Source organism: Halovulum marinum, assembly GCF_009697225.1.
Classification (GTDB): Bacteria; Pseudomonadota; Alphaproteobacteria; order Rhodobacterales; family Rhodobacteraceae; genus Halovulum; species Halovulum marinum.
In genome coordinates this window covers 1-23,242 of record NZ_WIND01000012.1, presented here as the reverse complement: position 1 = coordinate 23,242, position 23,242 = coordinate 1, and the positions used below count along the sequence as shown (strand labels likewise).

Here is a 23,242-nt window from a genome sequence, read left to right as displayed (position 1 = left end):
AGGCGAAATCGGGGCAGACAGGCAGGTCGGGCGGTTTTTCCAGGCCCCGAGCAACCCGCCCGAAGCGCCGCGAGCGGCCGCGCCCGCCTGCGGCGCCTGCCGACTAAGTCCTTGATTTACGTTTCCAACGGGGGTCAGTTGGTTCCCATCCGGAGGTTGCGCAAGCGGGGGTTTTAGTCTCGCAAGGCGAAAGACGCGCCGAGGAGACAGGGGGGACGTTGATCATGGCCATGAAGAGAATCGCGATCATCGGCGGCGGGGCTGCCGGTCTTGGCGCGGCGTATTTCCTGCAGGGGCAACAGGCCGCCGACGGGTCGACGTGCCAGTGCACGGTGTTCGAGAAGAACCAGCATTTCGGTGGCAACGCCCTGACCGCCTATCTCGGCGACAAGGTCTGGGAAAAGCCGTTCGCCGATCTGGGGGTCAACGACTTCAACAAGAAGACCTACACGACCTTCGACGCGATCCTGTCCGAGCTCAAGGCCAGGAACTACCCGGTGGCGTACGCGCCGCTCCTGGACACCACCACCTTCTATGTCCCGCCCGGTTTCGGAAGCGATGTCAGCTACACGATGAAAGAGCTTCAGAACCCGGACGAGAACCCGGACAAGCCCTATCTCGAAAGTTTCAAGCGCCAGTTCAAGCAGTTCGAGGACGTGGCCTACAAGGTTCTGACCGAGCCGAAGTATTTCCGGATGACGGTGGACGAATTCATCGCCGACCAGGGGTTCACGGAGCAATTCGCGCTGTGGAACCTGAAGGCGCGTATCCAGAACATGTACTACATCGACGACCGCGGGCCCGGCGGCATGCCGATCTACGGGGTGATGAAGTACTACCACCTGCAGGAAGGTCTGGGTGACCGCGAGACGGCGGCCGCCCGCGACACCGCGGGACGATCGACGACGCGGATGTATTTCCAGAACGGGGCCTCGTCCTGGATCCACGCGCTGGAGCAGTATCTGCGGAACGTCGCCAGGGTCGAGCTCAGACCGGGGGCCGAGGCTATGGCCCGGTTCGACGGCGGCACCTGGACGGTGCTGCCCATGCACGGGGGCGGGAATTTCGGCAGCTTCGACGTGGTGATCTCGGCGGTCTACGCCGAAAGCGTCGGCGCCGTGATCGCCGGTGGCGCGACCAACCTGGCGGCGGGCGTGGCAAGCAGGTTCCGATATTCCGACTCGCTTTCGGTGGTGCACGACTTCGAGGACGTGATGCCGGTCCGGGGCCAGCGCTCGACCTACAACATCGTCATCAATCCGCCCGACCGTCAGCAGTTGCGTCCCTATGTCATCAACTACGTCGCCAACATGCACCAGGGCCGCAACGACGACGGGCCGCCCTTCGTGTCGCTCTGCCCGATCACGCCGGTCCCGAACGAGGATGTCCGGCAGATGTGGGACTGGGGCGGAATGCAGCGAAAGGTGATGGCGAGCGCCTTCCTGCGCCACAACACGCTGTCCTACGACAACCTCATCGGGCAGTCGGCGCTGCAGTCCGTCCAGGGCACGAACAATCTCTATTTCACCGGCGGCTGGACCATCGGTGCCGGCCTGCACGAGGAGGTGCTTCGCCAGGGCCAGATGCTGTCGAAGATGATCTGCGGAACCTACGAGAAGCACCACAGCGAGCATCCCGACCCCGACGATCCCGGCTACGTGCCGCGGCACATCCGCGAGACCCGGCCGGACATGTCCGAGGCGTAACCTTTCCCCGCCGAAGGAGCCGCGGCCGGTGAGACTGATTTCCATCCTGTCGGGCATGTTCATCGTGGCGGTGCTTGCCGTTGGCTTCACGCTTTCGCTCGTCTCCATCATCTACGCCCAGGCGCCGGAAGCGGTCTTCGCCCCGGGCGTGGGCTTTGCCCTGCTCGGCGCCATCCTGCTGTGTGTCGTGGGCTCGATCGCGTCGAGTTACCGGGGCACGGTGATACTGCCCCAGGATGTCACGGTGGTGCTGATCGCCGTCGGCGCGGGCCAGATCGCGGCGGAATGGCAGGGCGAACCGGCGGCGATGTTTCCGACCATCGTCGCGCTGATCGTCGTCTGCACCGTGGTCGGCGGGCTGCTGACCCTCACCATCGGCACGTTGAGACTGGGCTACCTCGTCAGGTTCATGCCCTATCCGGTGATTGCGGGTTTCCTCGCCTCGGGCGGCTATATGCTCGTCATGGGGGCGCTGACGATCCTGACGGGGCAGACCATGTCCATCTGGAGCGTGGCCACGCTCTTCGACCCGGGCCAGCCCGCCCGCTGGGTGCCCTGGTTCGCGGCGGCGCTGGCGATGATCCTGCTGGCGCGGGCGCGTCCGACCGACCTGCTGCTGCCCGGCGCGCTTCTGCTCGGCACCGCGGCGTTCTACGGCGCACTCGCCTTGCTGCGGATACCGCTCGGCGAGGCGCAGCAGGCCGGGCTGCTGATCGGCCCGTTCGAGGCCGAGAACTTCGCCAGCGCCTTCACCGCCGTGGCTGCGGCGCCGGTCGACTGGTCGGCGGTGGCCGGTCAGGCCACCACGATCGCCGCCGTCGCCTGTCTCACGGTGCTGGGAACGCTGCTTCATGCCACCGGGCTGGAACAGATCATCGGGCGCGAGGTGGACATCGACCGCGAACTTCGCGGCACCGGCGCGGCCAATCTTGCCGCCGTGGCGGGCGGCGGACTTCCCGGCTACACCTACATGTCGGTGACGATGCTTGCGGTCAGATTCCGGCTGCCCTCGGTCCTGCCGGCGGCGGCGATCCTGCTGGGGTGCGCGATCACCTTCCTGTTCGGCGCGGATTTCCTGTCCTATGTGCCGGCCGGTCTGGCGGGGCTGATCATCGCCTTTCTCGGCTTCGACCTGATGCTGCAATATCTGGTCGACCAGTGGCGGCGCATGCTGCCGCACGAGTTCGCCATCGTCGTCATGATCCTTCTCGTGGCGGCGATGCTCGGCTTCCTGCAGGCGCTCGCGTTCGGTCTGCTGGCGGCCTTCCTGATCTTCATCGTCTCCTACGCCCGCAGGGATGTCGTCCGGCTGCGGTCGGTCGCCTCCACGCGCCGCTCGCGTGTGGAGCGGTCCGACGCGGAGAACGAGGTTCTGAGGCAGGCCGGCGCCCGCACGGCAATCCTCGAACTCAGCGGCTACCTGTTCTTCGGCACTGCGAACCGCCTGCGCGAGCGCATACGGCAGGAACTCCTGGCCGAGCCGGTGCCCGAGCGGATCATCGTCGATTTCTCGCGCGTCGACGGGCTGGACACCTCGGCGGCCTATTCGCTGGCGAAGATCGTTGAGGACGCGCGGCGGCGCGAGGTGGGGCTGATGTTTACCGGCCTCGCCCCGGCGGTCGAGGCGCAATACCTCCGCACCACCGCGGTCGATGCGCGCCCCGTGCTCCGGGCCGACCTCGACACCGCTCTGCAGGAGCTCGAGACCGAGTTGCTGGAGGGCCGGGCCACCGACAGCAACGAAGCCTTCGAGCTGGCCGAAGCGCTGTCGCGGGCGCCGGGGCGCGCCGTCCGCCGCATCGTTCTCGCTCCGGGCGAGGAGCTGGTGGAGAAGGGCGGCTCCTCGTCCGATCTCTCGATTCTTCTGGCCGGCCAACTCCGGGCCGAGATCGACGGCACCGACGGCACCCGTCAGACCGTGGCCCGGTTCCGCCCCGGCGCCCTTGTCGGCGAGATCGCCCACTACGCCTCGGTCGAGCGGACCGCCTGGCTGATCGCGGACGAGCCGTCCGAGGTGCTGACGGTCGATCCCGAACGGCTTGGCAGCACGGCGCCGGACCTGGCCCACCGGCTCGACCGCGAAGCCGCCCGGTCGCTGGCCCGAAGGGTCATGCGGCTGACGCAGCTGCTGCGCGCCGCCGGGATCTGAACGCCGGGGTCCCCGCGGGACGGGGTGCCGGTGTCAATGATGCGAGCGTTTGCCCCGATCGCGACTTCCCTGCCGGTCCGCGTCTTGTCTGCGGAAAGCCCGGAGTAGCCGAACCCAGGGCGGCAAGGCGCGGTGCTGCCCTGCCAGGCCGTGCAGCACCTTGATTTCGGACGCCATGGAGAAGGCGGGCGGGGCCCGCTCGGTCCGGCGCGGCAAGATCAGCCGTCGCGGTCCATGATCCACGCGACCTCGGGCGCGGGAACGAAGCGCCACTTGCGCAGCGGACCGGCCATCACGTTGAGATAGTACATCTCGAAGCCGTAAGGCGCGCCGCAGGGATGGTGGCCGCGGGGCACCAGCACGACGTCGCCGTCGGCGACCGCCATGGTCTCGTCCAGCGCGCCGTCGTCGGTGTAGACCCGTTGCACGCCGAACCCCGAGGCCGGGTTCAGCCGGTGGTAGTAGGTCTCCTCCAGGTAGGTGATGCGCGGGTAGTCGTCCTCGTCGTGGCGGTGGCTGGGATAGGACGACCAGTGCCCCGCCGGGGTGAACACTTCGGTCACCAGCAGGCTGTCGGCGTAGTCCTCGTGTTCCATCGCGATGTTGTTGATGTGGCGCGTGTTCGTGCCCTTGCCGCGTTCCGTCAGGGTGATCCCGCCGGGGCCGATAGCGCGCGCCGAATGGCCGCCCTTGCCGGGGGCGGAACACACCGCCAGCACGCAATCGGTCTCGGCGGTGGCGTCCCATTCGGTGCCGTTCGGCAGGTACAGACAGTGCGGCGGCGTCTTCTCGAACACGTCCATGCGCTCGCCCAGCACGCCCCAGTCGCGGCCCGCGCCGCGGATCGCGGCCTTGCCCTCGACCATGACCAGGATCACCTCGCGGCTTCCGGTCGCCTCGGCCGCGGTCTCGCCCGCGCGCAGCCGGTAGAGCGAGAAGCCGACATGCCGCCAGCCGGCGCTCTGCGGCGTGATCTCGTGGACCTTGCCGTGGGTGCCGAACGGCTTGCGCAGAAGGTCGGGCATCGGGGTCTCCTCAGTTGTCGATGGCAAGGCCGGAGCGGCCGCAGATCTCGACGATATGGTCGTAACCCATCTTCGAGTAGGCGAAGGGCGGCGCCTTGGCCGGGTCCTGCTCGGCCTCGACCACGATCCAGCCGGCATAGCCTATCCGCTTCAGCTTGTCGGTGACCGCCTGGAAGTCGATGCAGCCTTCCGGATCGCCGGGCACGGTGAAGACGCCGTCGCGCACGCCGTCGAGGAAGCTGCGGTTCCCGGCGCGGACCGCGCGCGCGACCGGCGCGCGCACGTCCTTGAAATGCACGTGGCGCACGCGGTCGCCCCACTTGTCGAGCGTGCCCAGCACGTCGCCGCCGCCGAAGTGCAGATGGCCGGTGTCGTAAAGCAGGGTGACCTCGGGGGCGCTGCCCTCCATCAGCCAGTCGATGTCGTCCTGGTCCTCGATCATCGAGCCCATGTGGTGGTGGTAGGCCAGGGTCATGCTCTTGTCCGCCATCCATTTGGCCAGCTCCGACAGCCGGGCGGCATAGGCCTGCACCTCGTCCCGCGACAGCTTGGGCCGGGCGTTGACCGGCGTCGACAGGTCGCCCTGGACGGTGTTCGAGCACTCGGCGTAGACCACGCAGGGCGCGTCCAGCGCCACGAACTGCTCGACCTGGCGGCGAACGGCGGCCTTCTCGTCCTCCAGCGTGGCGGTCATCAGGCTGCCCGAGCACCAGCCGCCGCACAGCGCCACGCCATAGCGGTCGAGATAGGCGCGCAGCCCGTCGGTGTCGGCGGGCATCCGGCGGCCGCGCTCGACGCCGGCATAGCCGATGCGGGCGGCGTCCTCCATCGCCTGCTCGGTGGTGAAGGCGGCGGTCAGGTCGGGCAGGTCGTCGTTCTGCCAGGCGATCAGGGAAATGCCGATCTTTACGCTCATTTGATCCTCAGTCGATGCGCTGCAGGGCGGTCTGCTGGTCATAGGTTTCCCGGGCATCCTGCACCTGCGCCCGGTCCGAGACCTGCGGCACCGCCACGTCCCACCAGTGCCCGCCGGCGCCGGTGCCGGGACCGGCGTCGGTGTCGATGACGATGACCGACGGAATGTCCCGGCCGCGGGCGCTTTCGATCTGCGCTTCCAGGTCGGAGATGTCGGCGGCCTTCACCGCGTGCGCGCCCATCGCGGCGGCGTGCGCCACGAAGTCGATCTCGGGCTGCGCCTTTACATTGCTGGACGCGTACATGTTGTTGAACTCGGCGCCGCCGGTTCCGATCTGCAGCCGGTTGATGCAGCCGAAGCCGCGGTTGTCGGTCAGCACCACGGTGAACGGCACCCGGCGCATCACCGCGGTGGCCAGTTCCGAGTTCGCCATCATGTAGCTGCCGTCGCCGACGAAGCAGACCACGTCGGCGTCCGGCCGCGCCAGCTTGATCCCCATCGCGCCGGCAAGCTCGTAGCCCATGCAGGAAAAGCCGTACTCCATGTGATAGCCGCCCGGCGCCGACCGCCACAGCGTGTGCAGCGCGCCGGGCATCGTGCCGGCGGCGCACATCACCACCGTCCGCGGCGTCGCCTGGCGCTGCACGGCGCCGATCACCTGCGCGTCGGTGGGCAGGCCGGCGGTGTCGGGCGCGGCCATGACCGCGTCCGTCGCCGCGTACCATGTGGCGCGGGCGGCGCTGTCGCGGCCGGGCCAGCGCCGGTCGCCCAGCGCCGCGCCAAGCCGTTCCAGCGCCGCCTTCGCGTCGGCCACCAGCGGCAGCGCGCCGTGCTTGCCGGCGTCGTAGCCGGTGACGTTGATCGACACCAGCGTGCGCTTCGGGTTGGCGAACGCGGTCCACGAGCCGGTGGTGAAGTCCTGGAACCGGGTGCCGACGCCCAGCACCAGGTCGGCCTCGGCCAGCGCCGCGTTCGCCGCGTCGCCGCCGGTCACGCCGGGCGAGCCGAGGTTCAGCTCGGCCTGCCAGTCGACGGCGCCCTTGCCGGCCTGGGTCTCGCACAGCGGGATGTTGTGCGCCTGCGCGAAGTCCAGCAGCGTTTGCTCGGCGCCCGAGTAGATCGCCCCGCCGCCGGCGACGATCACCGGCCGCTCGGCCGCCTCGAGCGCGGCGCGCACCGCCTCCAGCTCCTCCGAGTCCGGCTGCGGGCGGCGGATCTTCCACACCTGCGGCGCGAAGAAGCTTTCCGGGTAGTCATGGGCCTCGGCCTGCACGTCCTGGCAGAATGAAAGGGTGACCGGGCCGCACTTCGCCGGGTCGGTCATCGTCTGCAGCGCCCGCGGCAGCGCGGTCAGCAGGTGTTCGGGCCGCGAGATCCGGTCGAAATAGCGGCTGACGGGCCGGAAGCAGTCGTTGGCGCTGACGATGCCGTCGTCGAAATCCTCGACCTGCTGCAGCACCGGGTCGGGGCGGCGGTTCGCGAACACGTCGCCGGGGATCAGCAGCACCGGCAGGCGGTTCACATGCGCCAGCGCCGCGGCGGTGACCATGTTGGTGGCGCCGGGGCCGATCGACGAGGTCACCGCCATCGCCCGGCGCCGCTTGCTGGCCTTGGCATAGGCGATGGCGGCGTGGGCCATGGTCTGCTCGTTCTGGCCGCGCCAGGTCGGCAGCGCGTCGCCGATGCCGTGCAGCGCCTCGCCCAGCCCGGCGACGTTGCCGTGACCGAAGATCGCCCAGACCCCGTCGATGTAGCGCGCGCCGTCCTCGGTCGTCTGCACCGACAGCCATCTGACCATCGCCTGCGCGGCAGTCAGGCGGATCGTGTTGCTCATGCCGCTTCCCTCCCGGCCCGCGCCCGGGCCTCGTCCCAGATGCGGCACAGCCGCGCAAAGTTGTCGCCCATCGTCCGCACGGCGTCCCGGTCGCTGATCCGGCCCGCCAGCCAGTCGCGCGCGGCCTGCCCGAAGATCGTGCGGCCGACGGCAAAGCCCTTGACCAGCGGCTGCCGGGCGGCGCGTGCGAAGCTGGCCGCCAGTTCCTCCTCCGAGGCGTCGAGACCCAGCACCACGATGCCGCGGGTGCGCGGATCGTTGCTCTCGATGGCATCGACCGCCTGCTGCCAGGCGGCGTCGGTGGTGAACGGCTCCAGCTTCCACCAGTCGGGGCGGACGCCCAGGTCGTAGAACCGCCGGATCACCCGCGCGGTGGTGTCGTCCGCGACCGGCCCGCACTTCGAGGGGATGACCTCGAGCAGGAACTCGAGGCTGTTCCGGCGCGCCGCGTGGAACAGCCGCAGCACGGTCTGTTCCTGCGCCTGCCACATCCCGGCGTCGTCGTCGGGATGGCAGAAGCACAGGCATTTCACCACCTGGTCGCGCGGCCACTCGCGCAGGCCGCCATAGTCCGGGCCCAGCTGCGGCTCCAGCGTCAGCGGGCGCGAGCCGGGCCATTCGACCGGCCGGCCGATCCACAGCCCGGTGCCCTCGGCCCTGTACAGCGCATCGCGGCCCAGCCGGCCGTCGCACAGGATGCCGTAGCCGGGCGCGCCGTCGCCGATCTTCAGCGCAGCGTCCAGGCACAGCTGCTTGAAACGGCCGATCGTCTCGGGGGTGGCGCCGTCCATCTGTTCCATCTGCACCCGGTGGTCGAAGGCGAACACCCGCATCGTCGACCAGTCGCCGGTGCGGTTCGTCGCCCAGTGCACCTGTTCCAGTTCCGCGTCGTTGCGCAGGTCGGGCCGCGTGATGCCGCGCGCGAAGAAGAACTGCAGCTCCTCCCAGGACGGATACGCCGGGGTGCAGCCGTGGCGCGAGACGGCGAAGGCACCGCAGGCGTTGGCGTATTTCAGCGCCGTCGGCCAGTCCTCGCCATCGAGCCAGCCCTTCAGCAGCCCCGACATGAAGCCGTCGCCGGCGCCCAGCACGTTGAACACCTCGATCGGAAAGCCCTCGCCGGCCTCGCCCCGGTCGAGGCTGTCGGGGATGTCGCCGGTGAACGCCACCGCGCCCCTGGCGCCGCGCTTGCAGACCAGCGCCGCGCCCGAGACCTTGCGCACCGCGCGCAGCGCCGCCAGCGTGTCGGTCGAGCCGCCGGCGATGTGGAACTCCTCCTCGGTGCCGACGATCAGGTCGAACAGGTGCAGCGTCGACTGCAGCTTGGCCGTCACCCGCTCGCTTTCCACGAACCGGCTTTCGCCCTCGCCGTGACCGGCGACGCCCCACAGGTTGGGCCGGTAGTCGATGTCGAGCGCGGTCTGCATCCCCGCCGCGCGCGCGATCTCCAGCGCCTTGATGGTGGCGGTCTCGACCTGCGGGTGGCTCAGATGCGTGCCGGTGGCGACCACGGCACGCGCCTGGCGGATGAACTCCGGGTCGATGTCGTCGACGGTCAGGCCCATGTCGGCGCAGTTCTCGCGATAGAAGATCAGCGGAAACTGCTCCTGGTCGCGGATCCCCAGCAGGACCAGCGCCGTCAGCCGCTCGGGGTCGGTCTTGACGCCGCGGGTATCGACGCCCTCGCGCGCCAGCTGCTCGCGGATGAAGCGGCCCATGTGCTCGTCGCCGACGCCGGTGATCACCGCCGACTTCAGCCCCAGCCGCGCGGTGCCGCAGGCGATGTTGGTCGGGCTGCCGCCGATGTACTTGTCGAACGCGCCCATGTCCTCGAGCCGGCCGCCGATCTGCGCACCGTACAGGTCCACGGAGCTGCGGCCGATGGTGATCAGATCGAGCGGCCTGCTCATCACACGGTCCCTCCCAGCGAGCCTTCGAGCTGCGCCATTTCCTGCCCGCCGGCCATCAGGTCCTGCAACTCTTCGGGCGAGATGTCGCCGCGCTTCGCCGTGCCCAGCGTCTTGCCGCGGTTCAGCACGGTGAACCGGTCTCCCACCGCCAGCGCGTGGCGCACGTTGTGGCTGATGAAGACCACGCCGATGCCCTGCTTGCGCACCTTGTCGATGGTCGCCAGCACGTTCGAGGTCTGCCGCACCCCCAGCGCCGAGGTCGGCTCGTCCAGGATCAGCACCTTGGCGCCGAAATGCACCGCGCGGGCGATGGCGACGGTCTGCCGCTCGCCGCCCGACAGCGTGCCCACGGCCTGGTCGGGCGCGCGCAGGTTGATGCCCATGCTGCGCATCCCGTCCATCGTGGTCTGGTTCATCCGGTCGACGTCCATGCGCTTGAACGGCCCCGAACCTTTCGTCGGCTCGCGCCCCATGAAGAAGTTCCGGGTCACGCTCATCAGCGGGATCATCGCCAGGTCCTGAAACACGGTGGCGATGCCGGCCTCCATCGCGTCGCGCGGGCTGTCGAAGGACATCGGCCTGCCCTCGAAGTGGATCTCACCCTTGGTCGGCTTGTGCACGCCGGACATGGTCTTGATGAAGGTCGACTTGCCGGCGCCGTTGTCGCCCAGCAGGCAGTGGCACTCGCCCGGCCGCACGTCGAAGCTGACGCCGGCCAGCGCGATGATGTTGCCGAAATGCTTCTCGATGTTCTTCATCTCGACGATGGGCGCGGTCTCGGGCGCGTCGCCGTGGTGGAACTTGGTGTCGTCGGTCATCTCAGCGCTCCCCGGTGACGCGTTTGCGGATGGCGTTGTTGAACAGCACCGCGATCAGCAGCATGCCGCCCAGGAACACCTGGAACCAGTCCTGGTCGAAACCGGTGTAGGTCAGTCCGATCACCACCATGCCGAAGATGATCGCGCCGAAGAACGCGCCGACCGCCGAGCCGTAGCCGCCGGTCAGCAGGCAGCCGCCGATGACCGCGGCGATGATCGCCTCGAACTCCTTCTGGAACCCGCGCCGCGCGTCGGTCGAGCCCGCGTCCATCACGGTGATGATCGCGACCAGCGCCGCGCAGCAGGCGGTGACCATGAACAGCGAGATCTTGACCCTGCGCACCGGCACGCCCGAGTTGGTCGCCGCGTTCGCGTCCCCGCCGGCGGCGAAGATCCAGTTGCCGGCCGGCGTGCGCAGCAGCACCCAGGTCGCCAGCAGCGCGATGATCACGAACCAGACGATCTCGATCGGCAGGCCCGGCACCTTCGGCGCGCCGTTGTTGAAGGTCTCGACCAGGCCCCTCTCTGCCAGCCAGGCGAACATCCCGCCGAACGCGTCGCCCGAGAAGATCGGCGCCAGCCAGTCGCCCTCGATCGCGTCGCGCACCCCGCGCAGCTGCGTCGAGCCGCCGGTGGCCAGCTTCAGCCCGACCAGCGACAGGCCGCGCAGGATGAACAGGAACGCCAGCGTGACGATGAACGAAGGCAGGCCCGAGCGGATCACGATGAAACCGTTCAGCGAGCCGACGGCCGCCGAGAACAGGAACGTCGCCGGGATCGCCACGATCAGCGGCATGCCGAAGGTCACGGTGGCGGCGGCGAAGAACAGGCCCGAGAACGCCACCATCGATCCGATCGACAGGTCGAACTCGCCGCCGATCATCAGCATGGCGGCGCCGATCGCCAGGATGCCCAGCTGCGCCGCCGGGGTCATGAAGTTGATGATCCCCGACAAGGTGAACATCGCCGGATCGGCGGTGATCAGAAAGAAGATCGTGACCAGGATGACCCCGGCGATGGCGCCCAGTTCCGGGCGCTTCATCAGGCGCGCGCCGAAGCTTTCGGACTTGAGCCGCTCGTCGACGACGGCTTGAGGCGTGGTATCCGTCATTTTGGTTCTCCCGGACCTGCGGATGCAAAGGGGCCGTGGCGCGGTCACACACCACGGCCCCCCAGTCTCGCTGCGAATCGTCTCGCGGCTTAGCGGATGCCCTGAGCCGACAGATCGATGACCTGCTCTGCCTTCTCCTGGGTGACGAGGTTGGGGCCGGAGGGCACGTCGCCGCCGGGCACCAGGCCGTATCTCGCGTTCATCGCCAGGAACACGACCGGCAGGTAGCCCTGCAGGAACTGCTGCTGGTCGATGGCGAAGGCGGCGTCGCCCGCGACGATGGATTCAAGGAAGCTGGCGGACAGATCGAACGACGCGACAAGGATATCGCGGCCCGAGTTCTTCGCCGCGGCAACCGAAGGCTCGCCGGCGGTGCTGGCGCCCAGCGCCATGATCGTGTCGACGCTCTCGTCCGAGGCGAGCGCCGCCGCGACCTTGGATTCGATCTCGCTCGGATCGTTCGACGTGGGCAGGACCGTCACGGCGCCGCCGAAGCCTTCCTCGAAGCCCGAGCAGCGCAGGTCGAGGGAAACATTGCCGACTTCCTGGTTCACGCACAGGGCGTTGGTGCCGCCCATTTCGGCAAGCCGCTCGCCGGCGGCCTTGCCCGCGTCGAACTCGGACTGGCCGACATGAAGCTCGGCGCCCAGTTCGGCGGCGACGTCCGAACCGGAGTTCATCGAGATCACCGGGATGCCGGCCGACACGGCCCGCTCGATCGAGGGCCCGAGCGCGTCGGCATCGGGGATCGACACCACCAGCCCGTCGGGCTCCTGGTTCACGGCGGCGTCGATCAGCTGGCTCATCGCCACCATGTCGAAGGTTTCCGGCGCGCGGTAGTCCACGTCGGCACCGGTCTGCCTGGCGGCCTCGTCGACGCCGTTCTTGACCACCGACCAGAACGGGTCGTTCGCCTGGCCGTGGCTGACAACGATGATGTTCTGCGCAAGGGCCGGCGTTGCGAAGCCGATCGCGGCTGCGAACGCGGCCGTCTTGAAGAATCTGGTCATGGTACCTCCCTTTGACCTTCTTTGCGGGGGCAGGCCCCCCGTCGCGGAGCCCGGTTTCGGCCGGGCGCGCGTTCCAGCGCCCCTGAGCCGAGGTTTTGGAACGTTTATTCCATTATTTGCGAATCACGGCCTCTGTCAACTCTGTTGCTGCAGCGTGCGGATCGAGACCGCCAGCGTCGTGGTCAGGGTGATCGCGGCGTTCAGGGCGCGGAACCCCGCTACCTCGTCCTCGCGCGCGATCAGCATCTCGGTCGCCCATTCGGCCACCGGGCAATGCTCGGAATCGGTCAGCCCGTAGACCGTGATGCCACGTTTGGCGGCGGCCTCGGCAAGCCGCACGGTCTCGTCCGAGAACGGCGCGAAGGTCACCGCGAACAGCACGTCGCCGGGAAAGATCGCGCCGTGGGCGTTCAGCATTCCGGCGCCGTAGTGCAGGTTCGCCGGCACCCCCAACTTGTCCAGCAGGTACGACATGTTGCTGACCACCGCGAACGCGCGGCGCAGCCCCACCAGGTGCACCACCCGCGCCGACGCCATGCCGCGCGCGATCCGGTCCAGAACATCGCTCGTCACCGTGTTTGCAATGGAAAGCAGGGACTTGTGACCCGCCTCGGCGAAATCCGTCAGCAGCCGGCTGGTGGCGATCGCGCCGTCCTCGTGCAGGCTGGCGAGGCGCACCTCGTAGTCCGGCCGGAACTCGGCAAAGCGGGCGCGGAACAGGCCTTGCAGTTCGGCGTAGCCCGAGAACCCGAGCGCCTGGCAGAACCGCATGTAGACCGACGGCGCCACGTCGCAGGCCTTCGCCATCTCCGACACGGTCGATACCGCGATCAGGTGCAGATGGCGCCGGGTGAAACTGGCGCATTGCTTCAGGCGCTTGGGAAAGCTGTCGATCGCGCCGTCCAGTCTTTCGAGCAGTTCGGACACACTGCCTGGCGCTTCCTGAGCGTGGGGATGGTCGCTCATTCCTGTCTCCTGCCTTGACAGGCGCACTATAACGGCGCATCACCAAAATGGAACAAATATTCCACATGGCGGGGATTCGATGTCGTCCAGGTGCCGGCGATACCGCCCGGTCCCGCGGCGGCGATATCGGTCCGCGCGCGTATCTGTGAAAGGAAAACCCATGAAAATCGCTCTCTTCGGCGCGGGCCGCATCGGCAAGGTGCACGCCGCCTCGATCAAGACGGACCCGCGGTCCGAGCTGGTGGCCGTCACCGACGTGATGACCGACGCCGCCGCGGCGCTGGCCCGCGAGCATGGCATCGACGCCCGCACGGCCGACGAGATCCTGCAGGATCCGGCCATCGACGCGATCCTCGTCGCCTCGTCGACCAACACCCACGCCGATCTGATCGAGGCCGGGGTGAGGGCCGGCAAGGCGATCTTCTGCGAAAAGCCGATCGACCTGTCGCTGGAGCGCGCGCTGCAGGTCCGCGCGGTCGCGGCGTCCCATGACAAGCCGGTGATGATGGGCTTCAACCGCCGCTTCGATCCGAACTTCGCGGCGGTGAAGGCGGCGCTGGACGCGGGCGAGATCGGCCGGGGCGAGCTGCTGGCCGTCACTTCCTACGATCCGGCGCCGCCGCCGGTCAGCTACATCAAGGTCTCGGGCGGGCTGTACCGCGACATGATGATCCACGACTTCGACATGTGCGCGTTCCTGTTCGGGATGCCGGAAACGGTGATGGCGCACGGCTCGTGCCTGGTCGATCCCGAGATCGGCGCCGCCGGCGATGTCGACACCGCCGTCGTCGTGCTGAGCTACGCCGACGGCCGCCTGGCCACGATCCGCAACTCGCGCCGCGCGCCCTACGGCTACGACCAGCGGGTCGAGGTGCTGGGCGCGGACGGCATGCTGGCCGCCGAGAACGAGCTTGAGAACACCGTGGTCAGGTCCACCGCCGCCGGGGTGGTGTCGGCCAAGCCGGTGTATTTCTTCCTCGAACGCTACATGCGCGCCTATGCGATCGAATGGTCGGCCTTCGTCGATGCCTGCGTCGACGGCACGCCGGTGCCGGCGACGGTCCAGGACGGGGTGAACGCGCTGGCGCTGGCCGAGGCCGCGAACCGCTCGGTGGCCGAGGGCCGCCCGGTCAAGCTGACCCCAGTCATGACGGGAGCCTGAGCCATGGCCTTCACCCTTGCCGCCTGCGCCGAGATGATCTGGCAGGACAAGCCGATCGAGTGGCGCTGCGCGAAGCTGCGCGACATGGGGTTCCAGGTCGGCCTGTGGAACTGGCCGGCGCACGATCTGGACAAGCTGGAGCGATCCGGCGCGACCTTCTCGATCATGAACGGCTACCTGCAGGGCCGGCTGGCCGATGACGAGGGCGCGGGGATGCTGCTGGCCTCGGCGCGCGAGACCGCCGCGGTCGGCCGGCGGCTGGGCGTCGCCCGGCTAAACCTGCACGGCACCGGCCTTGGCGATGGCGGCCGGCCGGTGCTGGCCGAGGTCGCGACGCCGCGCAAGTGGCTGAAGGCGCGCGATACGCTGAACCGGATCTGCGATCTGGCCGAGGAACTGGACGTGGTGTTCACGCTGGAGAACCTGAACCTGCCGGTCGAGCACGCCGGCGTGCCTTTCGCCCGCGCCGAAGAGACGCTGACGCTGGTGGCCGCGGTCGACCGCCCGCGGCTGCGGCTGAACCTCGACCTCTATCACGCGCAGATCGGCGAGGGGAACCTGATCGAACTGTGCCGGGCCTGCCTGCCGTGGATCGGCGAGATCCAGGTCGCCGACGTGCCGGGCCGGTGCGAGCCCGGCACCGGCGAGATCAATTATGCCGGCATCGCCCGGGCGCTGGCGGCGATGGGCTACGACGGTCCGGTGGCGATGGAGGCCTTCGCCTCGGGCGATGTCGAGGCGGCGCTGGAGGCGTTCCGCAGCGCGTTCACGGCCTAGACCCCGGTCGCGGCGGTCAGTCGGCGCCGAAACTCAGGTGCACCTTGACCGCACGGCTGCGGTCGCCGGCGCAGGCGAACGCCTCTGCCGCGGCCTCCAGCGGGTAGCTGCCGGTGACCATCGGGCGGACGTCGATCCGGCGGGCGGCGATCATCGCCACCGCCTCGGCGAAATCCTCCGGCAGGAACCGCTGCGTGCCCTGGTAGGTGATCTCCTTGCCGACCAGCGCGTTGACCGGCAGCGGCACGTCGCCGGTGACGCCGACCTGCACCAGCCGGCCCTGCGGGCGCAGCGCGGCGATCGCGCCGCGAATCGCCGGGGCCGCGGCGGAGCATTCGAACGCCACGTCGAAATGGCCCTTGTCGGCGGCGAACGCCGCCATCGCCGCGCCGTCGCGGGCGACGTTGACGGTGCGGCCCGCGCCCATCCGCCGGGCGATGTCCAGCGGCAGGTCCTGCAGGTCGGTGGTCACCACCTCCTGCGCCCCGGCCTCGGCCGCGACCGCGGTGCACAGCGCGCCGATCGGGCCGGCGCCGGTGACCAGCACGCGCCTGCCGCGCAGATCCCCGGCCATGCGCCGGGCATGCAGGCACACCGCCAGCGGCTCGGCGCAGGCGGCCTCGCGGGGTTCGGTGCCGGGGCCGAAGGCATGGCACTGCGCCGCGTCGACGACGATCCGCTCGCGGAACAGCCCCTGCTCGTGCGGCAGCCGCATCGCCGAGCCCGCGAACCGCATCTCCAGGCAATGCGTCGTCAGCCCCTCGGCGCAGTAGCGGCAGGCGCCGCAGGGCCGGCTGGGGTTGATCGCCACCAGCGTACCGGGGGCCGGACCGGCGACGCCGGCGCCGCAGGCCAGCACCCGGCCCGCGGCCTCGTGCCCCAGGATGATCGGCTCGCGCACCCGTATCGGGCCGAAGCCGCCGTCCTGGAAATAGTGCAGGTCCGAGCCGCAGATCCCGCCCGCGCCGACCGCCACCAGCACCTCGCCGGGGCCGGGGTCGGCCAGCGGCTGGGCCTCGATCCGGATGTCGTTCGCTGCGTACAGGCGGCAGATTCGGGTTTCCACGATGATCTCCTAGGGTGCGAGGACCGACGGCAGCCACGTCGCCAGCGGCGGGAAGTAGGATACCAGCAGCAGCACGAGGATGTTGGTCAGAAGGAACGGCAGGATCGCCACCACCACCGGCGCCAGCGGCAGCCGGGCGATGCCGGCGCAGACGAACAGGCACACCCCCACCGGCGGCGTGGTCAGGCCGATCATCAGGTTCAGCACGGCGAAGGTGGCGAAGTGCAGCGGGTCGATGCCCACCGCCTGCGCCAGCGACAGCAGCGGCACGAACAGGATGATCAGCGCGGCGATCGTTTCCATGAACATGCCGACGAACAGCAGCAGCAGGTTGATGATCAGGATCACAAGGAACCTGTTGTCGGTGAACGACAGCACGCCGTCGGCGATCGCCTGGGGGATGCGCTCGGACACCAGGATCCAGCCGAAGACGTTGGCGAAGCCGACCAGCGCCAGGATCCCGGCGGCCGAGACCGCGCTGTCGACCAGGATCGTCGGCACCTTGCGCAGCGGCAGCTCGCGGTAGATGAACGCGCCGACCAGCAGCGCGTAGACCGAGGCGACGACGGCGGTCTCGGTCGGCGTGGCCAGGCCGCTGAGCAGGCCGTAGATGATCAGGAAGGTCATCGCCAGCGCCCAGACCGCGCCGCCGAAGGCGCGCACCACCTCGCCGGCGCCCTGCCAGTCCTGGCGCGGATAGTTGCGGCGCGCCGAGATGACGAAGCAGGTGATCATCATCGCCACGCCCATCAGGATGCCGGGCACGGCGCCGGCCAGGAACATCCGCCCGACCGAGATGCCCGACAGCGCGCCGACGATGATCATCGGCACCGACGGCGGGATGATCGGCCCGACGGTGGACGAGGCGGCGGTGACCGCGGCCGAGAAGTCGGCCGGGTAGCCCGCCTTCTTCATGCCCGGGATCATCACCCCGCCGATCGAGGCGGCGTCGGCCACCGCGGTGCCGGTGATGCCGCCGAACAGCATCGAGGCGGCGATGTTGGTCAGCCCCAGCCCGCCGCGGATCCAGCCCACCAGCGAGTTCGCGAAGCGGATGATGCGGGTGGTGATGCCGCCCTGGTTCATCAGGTTTCCGGCCAGGATGAAGCCGGGGATCGACAGCAGCACGAACACGTCCATGCCGGCGTACATCTTCTGCGGCATGACCACCGGCGGGATCCCGGCCAGCAGCAGGTAGGCCAGCGACGACACCGCCAGCGTGATCGCCACCGGAATGCCCAGCGCCAGCCCGGCGACGAAGGTCAGGAACAGTACGGCGACATCCATGGTCAGCCCTCTTCGCGGGTTGCGGGGGTGCCGTCCTCGACGCCGGCGAGCATTCCCAGCGCGCGCAGCGCGCCGAACACCGCCAGCAGCGCCAGCATCAGCAGGATGGTGAAATGCGCGTAGTCCATGCGCAGGCCCAGCGCCGGCGAGGTCTGCATCCGGCCGATGGCGACGAACTTCCAGGCGAACGGCAGCAGGTAGATCGAGATCGCCGCGGTGGTGACGGCGGCCAGCAGGCGCAGCATCCACGGCGCGCGGCCGGGCAGCGACTCGCAGATCACGTCGACGTTCACCAGATCGCCGGTGCGCAGCGACAGCCCGGCGCCGAAGGCGACGGTGAACAGCAGCGCGAAGCGCGTCAGCTCCTCGGTCCAGACCGGCGAGGCGCCGGCCGAGCGGCCGACCACCTGGATCAGCACGGCGCCGATCAGCACCGCGAACGAGACGCCGGTTCCGATCCGCGCGGCAAGGACGACGACCTGGATGGCTCGATTGGCAAACTTCACGGTGCCCTCCGGAATTCGACAAGGCCCGGCACCGCGCCGCCGCGCGGTGCCGGGGATCGGTGCGACGGTCTGGCCGTCAGTTCTGCGCGGCGAACAGCTCTTCGACGATCGGCTTGATCTCGTCGTTGACGTTGTTCAGCACGGCGTCCTTCGCCCTGGCGGCGAAGGCGGGGCCGTCGACCTCGACGAAGGTCATGCCCTGCTCCTCGAGATAGGCGCGGTCCTGCTCGATGCTGTCGTTGAACAGCTCGCGCTCGTAGGCCTGGGCGCGGGCGGCGGCCTCCATGACGGCGGCGCGGTCGTCCTCGGACAGCCGGCCCCAGGTCTGCTCCGAGATCGTCAGGTAGATCCACGAGCGGACGTGGTCGGTCAGGTTCACGTGGCTCTGCACCTCGTTGAAGCTGGCCGAGCGGATCAGCGCCAGCGGGTTCTCCTGCGCGTCGATGGTGCCGTTCTGCAGCGAGGTGAACACCTCCGAGAACGCCATCGGCGTCGGCTGCGCGCCCAGCGCGGACCAGACGTCGACGAACAGCGGCACGTTGGGCACCCGCATCTTCAGCCCGGCCAGATCGTCCGGCGAGGCGATCGGCCGGTTCGAGGTCAGCTCGCGCGGGCCGCGGGCGAAGAAGGCGATCGGACGGATCTGCGCCTTCTCGATGATCTGCGCCTCGATCCGGTCGCCGATCTCGCCGCCGGCAACCTCGTCCATGTGCTCGATCGAGGCATAGGCGTAGGGCACCGCCAGCAGCGCCGCCATCGGCGCCCAGTTCTGCAGCGACTCGCCGGTGATGGTCATGTCGACGGTGCCCAGCTGCATGCCGTTGATCAGGTCGATTTCCTTGCCCAGCGATTCGTTGGGGAACACCTCGACGGCGATGCGGCCGTCGGTCAGCGCCGACAGCTCCTCGCCGAACCGGACCGAGGCCAGGTGCCAGGGGTTGTCCTCGTTCGCCAGGTGGCCCAGCTTCAGCGTCAGCTCCTGCGCCGCGACCGGGGCGCCGAGTGCCGCCGCGACCGCGATGGCGATCGCCGAACGTTTCCAGTTGAGTGTCATCGGTCCATTCCTCCTTGGACAGGTGCATTGACCGGCTGGGGCACGCCCCCTTCCGGCAGCTCGAAGAAATCCGGGTTCGCCTGCACGATCCGCGGCAGATCGCTCAGGACCTCGCGCAGGTGGGTGCGGATCGCGGCGTCGACCCCGGCGATGTCGCCGGCGGCGATGCGGTCCACCACCGCCGCGTGCTGGTCGACCAGCTTGTCGACCGGGAACTTGCCCAGAGACAGGTATCGCACCCGGTCCATCTGGGATTTCAGCCCCTCGATCAGCTTCCAGGCGCCGCCCTTGCTGGCGGCGTCGGCCATGGTGCGGTGAAAGCGGTCGTCCAGCTGGATGAACTCCAGCGGCGCGCTGCGCGCGACCTCGCGCTGCTCGTCCAGCTGGCGGCGCAGGTCGGCGACCAGCGCCGGGTCGGCCTGCACCGCCAGGATCCGGGCGATGTCCGCCTCGATCGCCTCGCGCAGGAAGCGCGCGTCCAGCACCGCGGCATAGGCGATCTTCGACACGATCGTGCCGCGCTGCGGCAGCACCGCCAGCAACCCCTGTTGGGCCAGCTTGATGAACGCCTCGCGCACCGGCTGCCGGCTGACCCGGTAGGTGCGCGCGATCTCGGACTCCGAGATCCGGTTGCCGGGCTTCAGGTCGTTGTGGATGATGCGTTCGCGCAGGATGCGGCAGATCTGCGGGGCGATCGATGCGGCCGGGTCCAGTGCCCAGCCCGCCTGTGTTGTTCCGGTCATGATTCGCCCTCCTCCCGCAACCGGCATTACCATACTTCCATACTAGTCGGCAACGACAGGAAGTGCTATGCAGGGCGCGTGTCGGCGACTCTGGGAGGGAATGAGATGAGACAGACTTGGCGCTGGTTCGGTCCGCAGGACAACGTGACGATCCGCGACACGGCACAGGCGGGCGTCGAAGGGATCGTCTCGGCCCTGCACCACGTTCCCACCGGGGCGGTCTGGACCCGGGACGAGATCGCCCGCCGCCAGGCCGAGGTGGCGCGGCTGCCGGACGGCGCGCCCTCGGGCCTGGCGTGGGAGGTGGTGGAAAGCCTGCCGGTGTCCGAGGACATCAAGAAGCAGAAGGGCGACTGGCGCGCCCATGTCGCCAGCTACCGCGACAGCCTGAGCAACCTAGCCGCCGCCGGGATCGAGGTGATCTGCTACAACTTCATGCCGGTGCTGGACTGGACCCGCACCGACCTTGCCTGGCGGCTGCCGAACGGCGCCACCTGCATGCGGTTCGACCTGACCGACTTCGCCGCGTTCGACCTGCACATCCTCGAGCGGCCCGGCGCGGCCGACGACTACGACGACGCGCTGCGCGCCGCGGCGGCCGAGCGTTTCGCCGCGATGGACGACGCGCGCCGGTCGCAACTGGCGCGCAACGTCGTCTTCGGCCTGCCCGGCGCGGCCGAGCATTTCACCCTCGCGGACGTGCGCGCGCATCTGGCCGAATACGCCGCGATCACCGAACAGCAGCTGCGCGCCCACCTGGTCGACTTCCTCGAGCAGGTGGTGCCGCACGCCGAGGCGCTGGGCCTGCGGCTGTGCTGCCACCCGGACGATCCGCCGGTGCCGCTGCTGGGCCTGCCGCGGATCATGTCGACCGAGGCGCATTACAAGGCGGTGATGGACGCGGTCGACCGCCCCGCCAACGGCATCACCCTGTGCTCCGGCTCGCTCGGGGCGCGGCCCGACAACGACCTGCCGGGAATGATGCGGCGGCTGGGCGACCGGGTGCATTTCCTGCACCTGCGCAATGTCACGCGCGAGACCGGCGACATCCGCGGCTCGTTCTACGAGGCCGAGCACCTGGGCGGCGACACCGACATGGTGGCGCTGGTCGACGCCGCGCTGCACGAGGAGGCCCGGCGCCGGGCCGCGGGCCGCGCCGATGTCTCGATCCCGTTCCGCCCCGACCACGGTCAGGACATCCTCGACGATCTGAAGCGGCAGGCGCAGCCCGGCTACCCGGCGATCGGGCGCCTGAAGGGGCTGGCCGAACTGCGCGGCGTGATCGCCGCGCTGGCGCCGAGGGTCGGCGCGTGACCGGGCGGCTGACGGCGGCGACGCAGCTGCCCGACGGCGTCGCCGGGCCCGGCTACGATCCGCAGGCGCACGGCAGCGGCATCGTCCACCTCGGCCTCGGCGCGTTCCACAAGGCGCATCAGGCGGTCTATACCGACGACGCGCTGGCCGCCTCCGGCGGCGACTGGCGCATCACCGGCGTCAGCCTGCGCAGCGCGACCGCGGCGCAGGAGCTGGCGCCGCAGGATTGCCGCTATGCCGTGCTCGAACGCAGCGTCGACGGCACCCGCGCCCGGGTGATCGGCGCGCTGGCCGCCGCGCTGGCGCTGTCCCGCGACCGCGCGGCGGTACTTGCGGCGCTGCGCGCGCCGGCGACGCGGATCGTGTCGCTGACCGTCACCGAGAAGGCCTACGGCATCGACCGCGCCGGCGGCGGCATCGACCGCGCCCACCCGGCGATCGCCGCGGACCTGGCGGACCCGCGGCACCCGCAGGGCGTCGCCGGGCTGCTGGTGCGGGCGCTGGCCGACCGGCGCGCGGCCGGGGTGCCGCCGTTCACCGTGCTGTGCTGCGACAACCTGCCCGAGAACGGGCGGATGCTGCGCGCGCTGCTGGTCGATTTCGCCCGCGCCACGCTGCCCAAGCTTGCCGACCACATCGCGTGCGACGTCGCCTTCCCCTCGACCATGGTCGACCGGATCACCCCGGCGCGCGGCGCCGGCACGCTGGCGCTGGCGCAGCGGATGCTGGGCGTGCACGACGCCGCCGCGGTCGAGACCGAGGCGTTCCGCCAGTGGGTGGTCGAGGACCGCTTCCCCACCGGCCGCCCGGCGTGGCAGGCAGGCGGCGCGATCTTCGTCGACGACGTGCGCCCGTACGAGGCGCTGAAGCTGCGGATGCTGAACGGCGCGCACTCGCTGCTGGCCTATGCCGGGTTCCTGGCCGGCCATGCGCTGGTGCGCGACGTGATGGGCGACGCGGCGCTGGCGGCGCTGGTCGCGCGCCACATGGCGGCCGCCGCCGCCACCCTGGACCCGGTGCCGGGGGTGGATCCGGATACCTACGCCGATGACCTGCTGAAGCGCTTCGCCAACCCGCATCTGGCGCACGAGACCTGGCAGATCGCGATGGACGGCACCGAGAAGCTGCCGCAGCGGATCTGGGCGCCCGCCTGCGACGCGCTGCGCGCCGGCCAGCCGCTGGACAGCTTCGCCTTCGCCACCGCCGCCTGGATGCGCTACGCGCTGGGCCGGGCCGACGACGGCACCTCCTACGAGCTGCGCGATCCCCGCGAACAGGCGCTGCGCCAGCGGCTGGCCGGCGCGGCGAGCGCCGGCGACATCGCCGACCGGCTGCTCGCGCTGCCGGACCTGATCCCGGCGCCGCTCGCGGGCGATCCGGGCTGGCGCGCCGCGGTGGTGTCAAGGCTGTCGGTGATGCTGACGGACGGCATGGCCGCCGCGATCGCCGGCGAGCCGCGCTAGCGGCCGGCGCCGGGCGCGCGCGCCAATCTCACTTCGCCACCCGCCCCGTGCGCCGGCGCATCGGGCGGGACGGTTCCGAAGCGTCGCCGGCCGGGGCGGGAAAGCGCCGCGCCGGGGCCTGGGTTGTCACGAAGTTTTCAGCTTCACTGGTATTCCCGAAAATAATTTACAAAAAAATACGCGTAAAACAGATAGTTGTGAGCGAATTTTCTCAACGGGTGTATGATCCGCCGCAAACAGATGCGCCGCAGGGCGCACGCCACGGATCGCGCCAGAGGAGGAAATGGACGTGACAATGGGCATCGATGCCGGCACCCGTGCCGCCGCCGACGATTCTTTCGGGACGACCGCCGCGGACTACGAGCGCCTGTACCGGGCGTCGGTGGAGGATCCCGATGGGTTCTGGGGCGGGCAGGCGGCGCTGC

19 protein-coding genes are annotated in these 23,242 nt (G+C 69.6%); 6 read left to right on the top strand and 13 right to left on the bottom strand.

Annotated features, from left to right (window positions below; translation table 11 throughout):
• Positions 1–224 precede the first annotated feature (224 nt).
• Positions 225–1,706, top strand: a complete 1,482-nt coding sequence (locus GE300_RS14175) for an NAD(P)-binding protein (protein ID WP_154447227.1) — start codon at positions 225–227, stop codon at positions 1,704–1,706.
• Positions 1,707–1,734: 28 nt separating this feature from the next.
• The gene (locus tag GE300_RS14170) at positions 1,735–3,855 is read left to right on the top strand and encodes an SLC26A/SulP transporter family protein (protein ID WP_154447226.1); all 2,121 of its coding nucleotides are present in this window, start codon (positions 1,735–1,737) and stop codon (positions 3,853–3,855) included.
• Between the two features lie 218 nt (positions 3,856–4,073).
• On the opposite strand, the gene iolB is transcribed toward GE300_RS14170, so the two are convergent.
• The 8 genes from iolB to GE300_RS14130 all read right to left on the bottom strand — a co-directional run bounded on the left by iolB (position 4,074) and on the right by GE300_RS14130 (position 13,445).
• A complete protein-coding gene (gene iolB, locus GE300_RS14165; protein ID WP_154447225.1) occupies positions 4,074–4,880 on the bottom strand; it encodes a 5-deoxy-glucuronate isomerase in 807 nt (268 codons plus the stop codon).
• Positions 4,881–4,890: 10 nt separating this feature from the next.
• Entirely contained in the window at positions 4,891–5,796 is a 906-nt protein-coding gene (gene iolE / locus GE300_RS14160; protein WP_154447224.1) for a myo-inosose-2 dehydratase, read from the bottom strand.
• A 7-nt stretch (positions 5,797–5,803) separates the two neighbouring features.
• Positions 5,804–7,630, bottom strand: coding sequence for a 3D-(3,5/4)-trihydroxycyclohexane-1,2-dione acylhydrolase (decyclizing) (gene iolD / locus GE300_RS14155; RefSeq protein WP_154447223.1), 1,827 nt, complete (start codon positions 7,628–7,630; stop codon positions 5,804–5,806).
• On the bottom strand, positions 7,627–9,540 hold the full coding sequence (locus GE300_RS14150) for a bifunctional 5-dehydro-2-deoxygluconokinase/5-dehydro-2-deoxyphosphogluconate aldolase (protein ID WP_154447222.1): 1,914 nt from the start codon (positions 9,538–9,540) through the stop codon (positions 7,627–7,629). The genes iolD and GE300_RS14150 overlap by 4 nt, the downstream gene beginning before the upstream one ends.
• Entirely contained in the window at positions 9,540–10,358 is an 819-nt protein-coding gene (locus GE300_RS14145; protein ID WP_154447221.1) for an ATP-binding cassette domain-containing protein, read from the bottom strand. The genes GE300_RS14150 and GE300_RS14145 overlap by 1 nt, the downstream gene beginning before the upstream one ends.
• Before the next feature lies 1 nt (position 10,359).
• Positions 10,360–11,469, bottom strand: coding sequence for an ABC transporter permease (locus GE300_RS14140; RefSeq protein ID WP_154447220.1), 1,110 nt, complete (start codon positions 11,467–11,469; stop codon positions 10,360–10,362).
• 89 nt (positions 11,470–11,558) lie between these two features.
• Entirely contained in the window at positions 11,559–12,479 is a 921-nt protein-coding gene (locus GE300_RS14135; protein WP_154447219.1) for a sugar ABC transporter substrate-binding protein, read from the bottom strand.
• Positions 12,480–12,614: 135 nt separating this feature from the next.
• Entirely contained in the window at positions 12,615–13,445 is an 831-nt protein-coding gene (locus GE300_RS14130; protein ID WP_154447218.1) for a MurR/RpiR family transcriptional regulator, read from the bottom strand.
• 160 nt (positions 13,446–13,605) lie between these two features.
• Between GE300_RS14130 and iolG the strand changes: the two genes are divergently transcribed.
• Together iolG and GE300_RS14120 are read left to right on the top strand one after the other, a co-directional pair.
• Positions 13,606–14,607, top strand: coding sequence for an inositol 2-dehydrogenase (gene iolG / locus GE300_RS14125; protein WP_154447217.1), 1,002 nt, complete (start codon positions 13,606–13,608; stop codon positions 14,605–14,607).
• 3 nt (positions 14,608–14,610) lie between these two features.
• A complete protein-coding gene (locus tag GE300_RS14120; protein ID WP_154447216.1) occupies positions 14,611–15,384 on the top strand; it encodes a TIM barrel protein in 774 nt (257 codons plus the stop codon).
• A 16-nt stretch (positions 15,385–15,400) separates the two neighbouring features.
• On the opposite strand, the gene GE300_RS14115 is transcribed toward GE300_RS14120, so the two are convergent.
• The 5 genes from GE300_RS14115 to GE300_RS14095 all read right to left on the bottom strand — a co-directional run bounded on the left by GE300_RS14115 (position 15,401) and on the right by GE300_RS14095 (position 20,040).
• The gene (locus GE300_RS14115; protein ID WP_325063243.1) at positions 15,401–16,450 is read right to left on the bottom strand and encodes an L-idonate 5-dehydrogenase; all 1,050 of its coding nucleotides are present in this window, start codon (positions 16,448–16,450) and stop codon (positions 15,401–15,403) included.
• Positions 16,451–16,459: 9 nt separating this feature from the next.
• Entirely contained in the window at positions 16,460–17,737 is a 1,278-nt protein-coding gene (locus GE300_RS14110) for a TRAP transporter large permease (protein ID WP_154447215.1), read from the bottom strand.
• A gap of 2 nt (positions 17,738–17,739) precedes the next feature.
• A complete protein-coding gene (locus GE300_RS14105) occupies positions 17,740–18,243 on the bottom strand; it encodes a TRAP transporter small permease (protein ID WP_325063242.1) in 504 nt (167 codons plus the stop codon).
• A gap of 76 nt (positions 18,244–18,319) precedes the next feature.
• Complete coding sequence (locus GE300_RS14100) at positions 18,320–19,297, bottom strand: TRAP transporter substrate-binding protein (RefSeq protein WP_154447214.1); 978 nt, start codon at positions 19,295–19,297, stop codon at positions 18,320–18,322.
• Positions 19,294–20,040, bottom strand: a complete 747-nt coding sequence (locus GE300_RS14095) for a GntR family transcriptional regulator (protein ID WP_154447213.1) — start codon at positions 20,038–20,040, stop codon at positions 19,294–19,296. Before GE300_RS14095 ends, GE300_RS14100 begins: the two co-directional genes overlap by 4 nt.
• 105 nt (positions 20,041–20,145) lie before the next feature.
• On the opposite strand from GE300_RS14095, the gene uxuA reads away from it, so the two are divergent.
• Positions 20,146–21,354: a mannonate dehydratase gene (gene uxuA / locus GE300_RS14090; protein WP_154447212.1), complete on the top strand. Its 1,209-nt coding sequence runs from the start codon at positions 20,146–20,148 to the stop codon at positions 21,352–21,354.
• Positions 21,351–22,817, top strand: a complete 1,467-nt coding sequence (locus GE300_RS14085) for a mannitol dehydrogenase family protein (protein ID WP_325063241.1) — start codon at positions 21,351–21,353, stop codon at positions 22,815–22,817. The genes uxuA and GE300_RS14085 overlap by 4 nt, the downstream gene beginning before the upstream one ends.
• The last annotated feature ends 425 nt before the right edge of the window (positions 22,818–23,242 follow it).

Bases quoted from the DNA above. Each gene is read 5' to 3' on its own strand.
- GE300_RS14175 (WP_154447227.1), top strand. From the start codon at position 225: ATGGCCATGAAGAGAATCGCGATCATCGGCGGCGGGGCTGCCGGTCTT.
- iolB (WP_154447225.1), bottom strand. From the start codon at position 4,880: ATGCCCGACCTTCTGCGCAAGCCGTTCGGCACCCACGGCAAGGTCCAC.
- iolE (WP_154447224.1), bottom strand. From the start codon at position 5,796: ATGAGCGTAAAGATCGGCATTTCCCTGATCGCCTGGCAGAACGACGAC.
- iolD (WP_154447223.1), bottom strand. From the start codon at position 7,630: ATGAGCAACACGATCCGCCTGACTGCCGCGCAGGCGATGGTCAGATGG.
- GE300_RS14150 (WP_154447222.1), bottom strand. From the start codon at position 9,540: ATGAGCAGGCCGCTCGATCTGATCACCATCGGCCGCAGCTCCGTGGAC.
- GE300_RS14145 (WP_154447221.1), bottom strand. From the start codon at position 10,358: ATGACCGACGACACCAAGTTCCACCACGGCGACGCGCCCGAGACCGCG.
- GE300_RS14140 (WP_154447220.1), bottom strand. From the start codon at position 11,469: ATGACGGATACCACGCCTCAAGCCGTCGTCGACGAGCGGCTCAAGTCC.
- GE300_RS14135 (WP_154447219.1), bottom strand. From the start codon at position 12,479: ATGACCAGATTCTTCAAGACGGCCGCGTTCGCAGCCGCGATCGGCTTC.
- GE300_RS14130 (WP_154447218.1), bottom strand. From the start codon at position 13,445: ATGAGCGACCATCCCCACGCTCAGGAAGCGCCAGGCAGTGTGTCCGAA.
- iolG (WP_154447217.1), top strand. From the start codon at position 13,606: ATGAAAATCGCTCTCTTCGGCGCGGGCCGCATCGGCAAGGTGCACGCC.
- GE300_RS14120 (WP_154447216.1), top strand. From the start codon at position 14,611: ATGGCCTTCACCCTTGCCGCCTGCGCCGAGATGATCTGGCAGGACAAG.
- GE300_RS14110 (WP_154447215.1), bottom strand. From the start codon at position 17,737: ATGGATGTCGCCGTACTGTTCCTGACCTTCGTCGCCGGGCTGGCGCTG.
- GE300_RS14100 (WP_154447214.1), bottom strand. From the start codon at position 19,297: ATGACACTCAACTGGAAACGTTCGGCGATCGCCATCGCGGTCGCGGCG.
- GE300_RS14095 (WP_154447213.1), bottom strand. From the start codon at position 20,040: ATGACCGGAACAACACAGGCGGGCTGGGCACTGGACCCGGCCGCATCG.
- uxuA (WP_154447212.1), top strand. From the start codon at position 20,146: ATGAGACAGACTTGGCGCTGGTTCGGTCCGCAGGACAACGTGACGATC.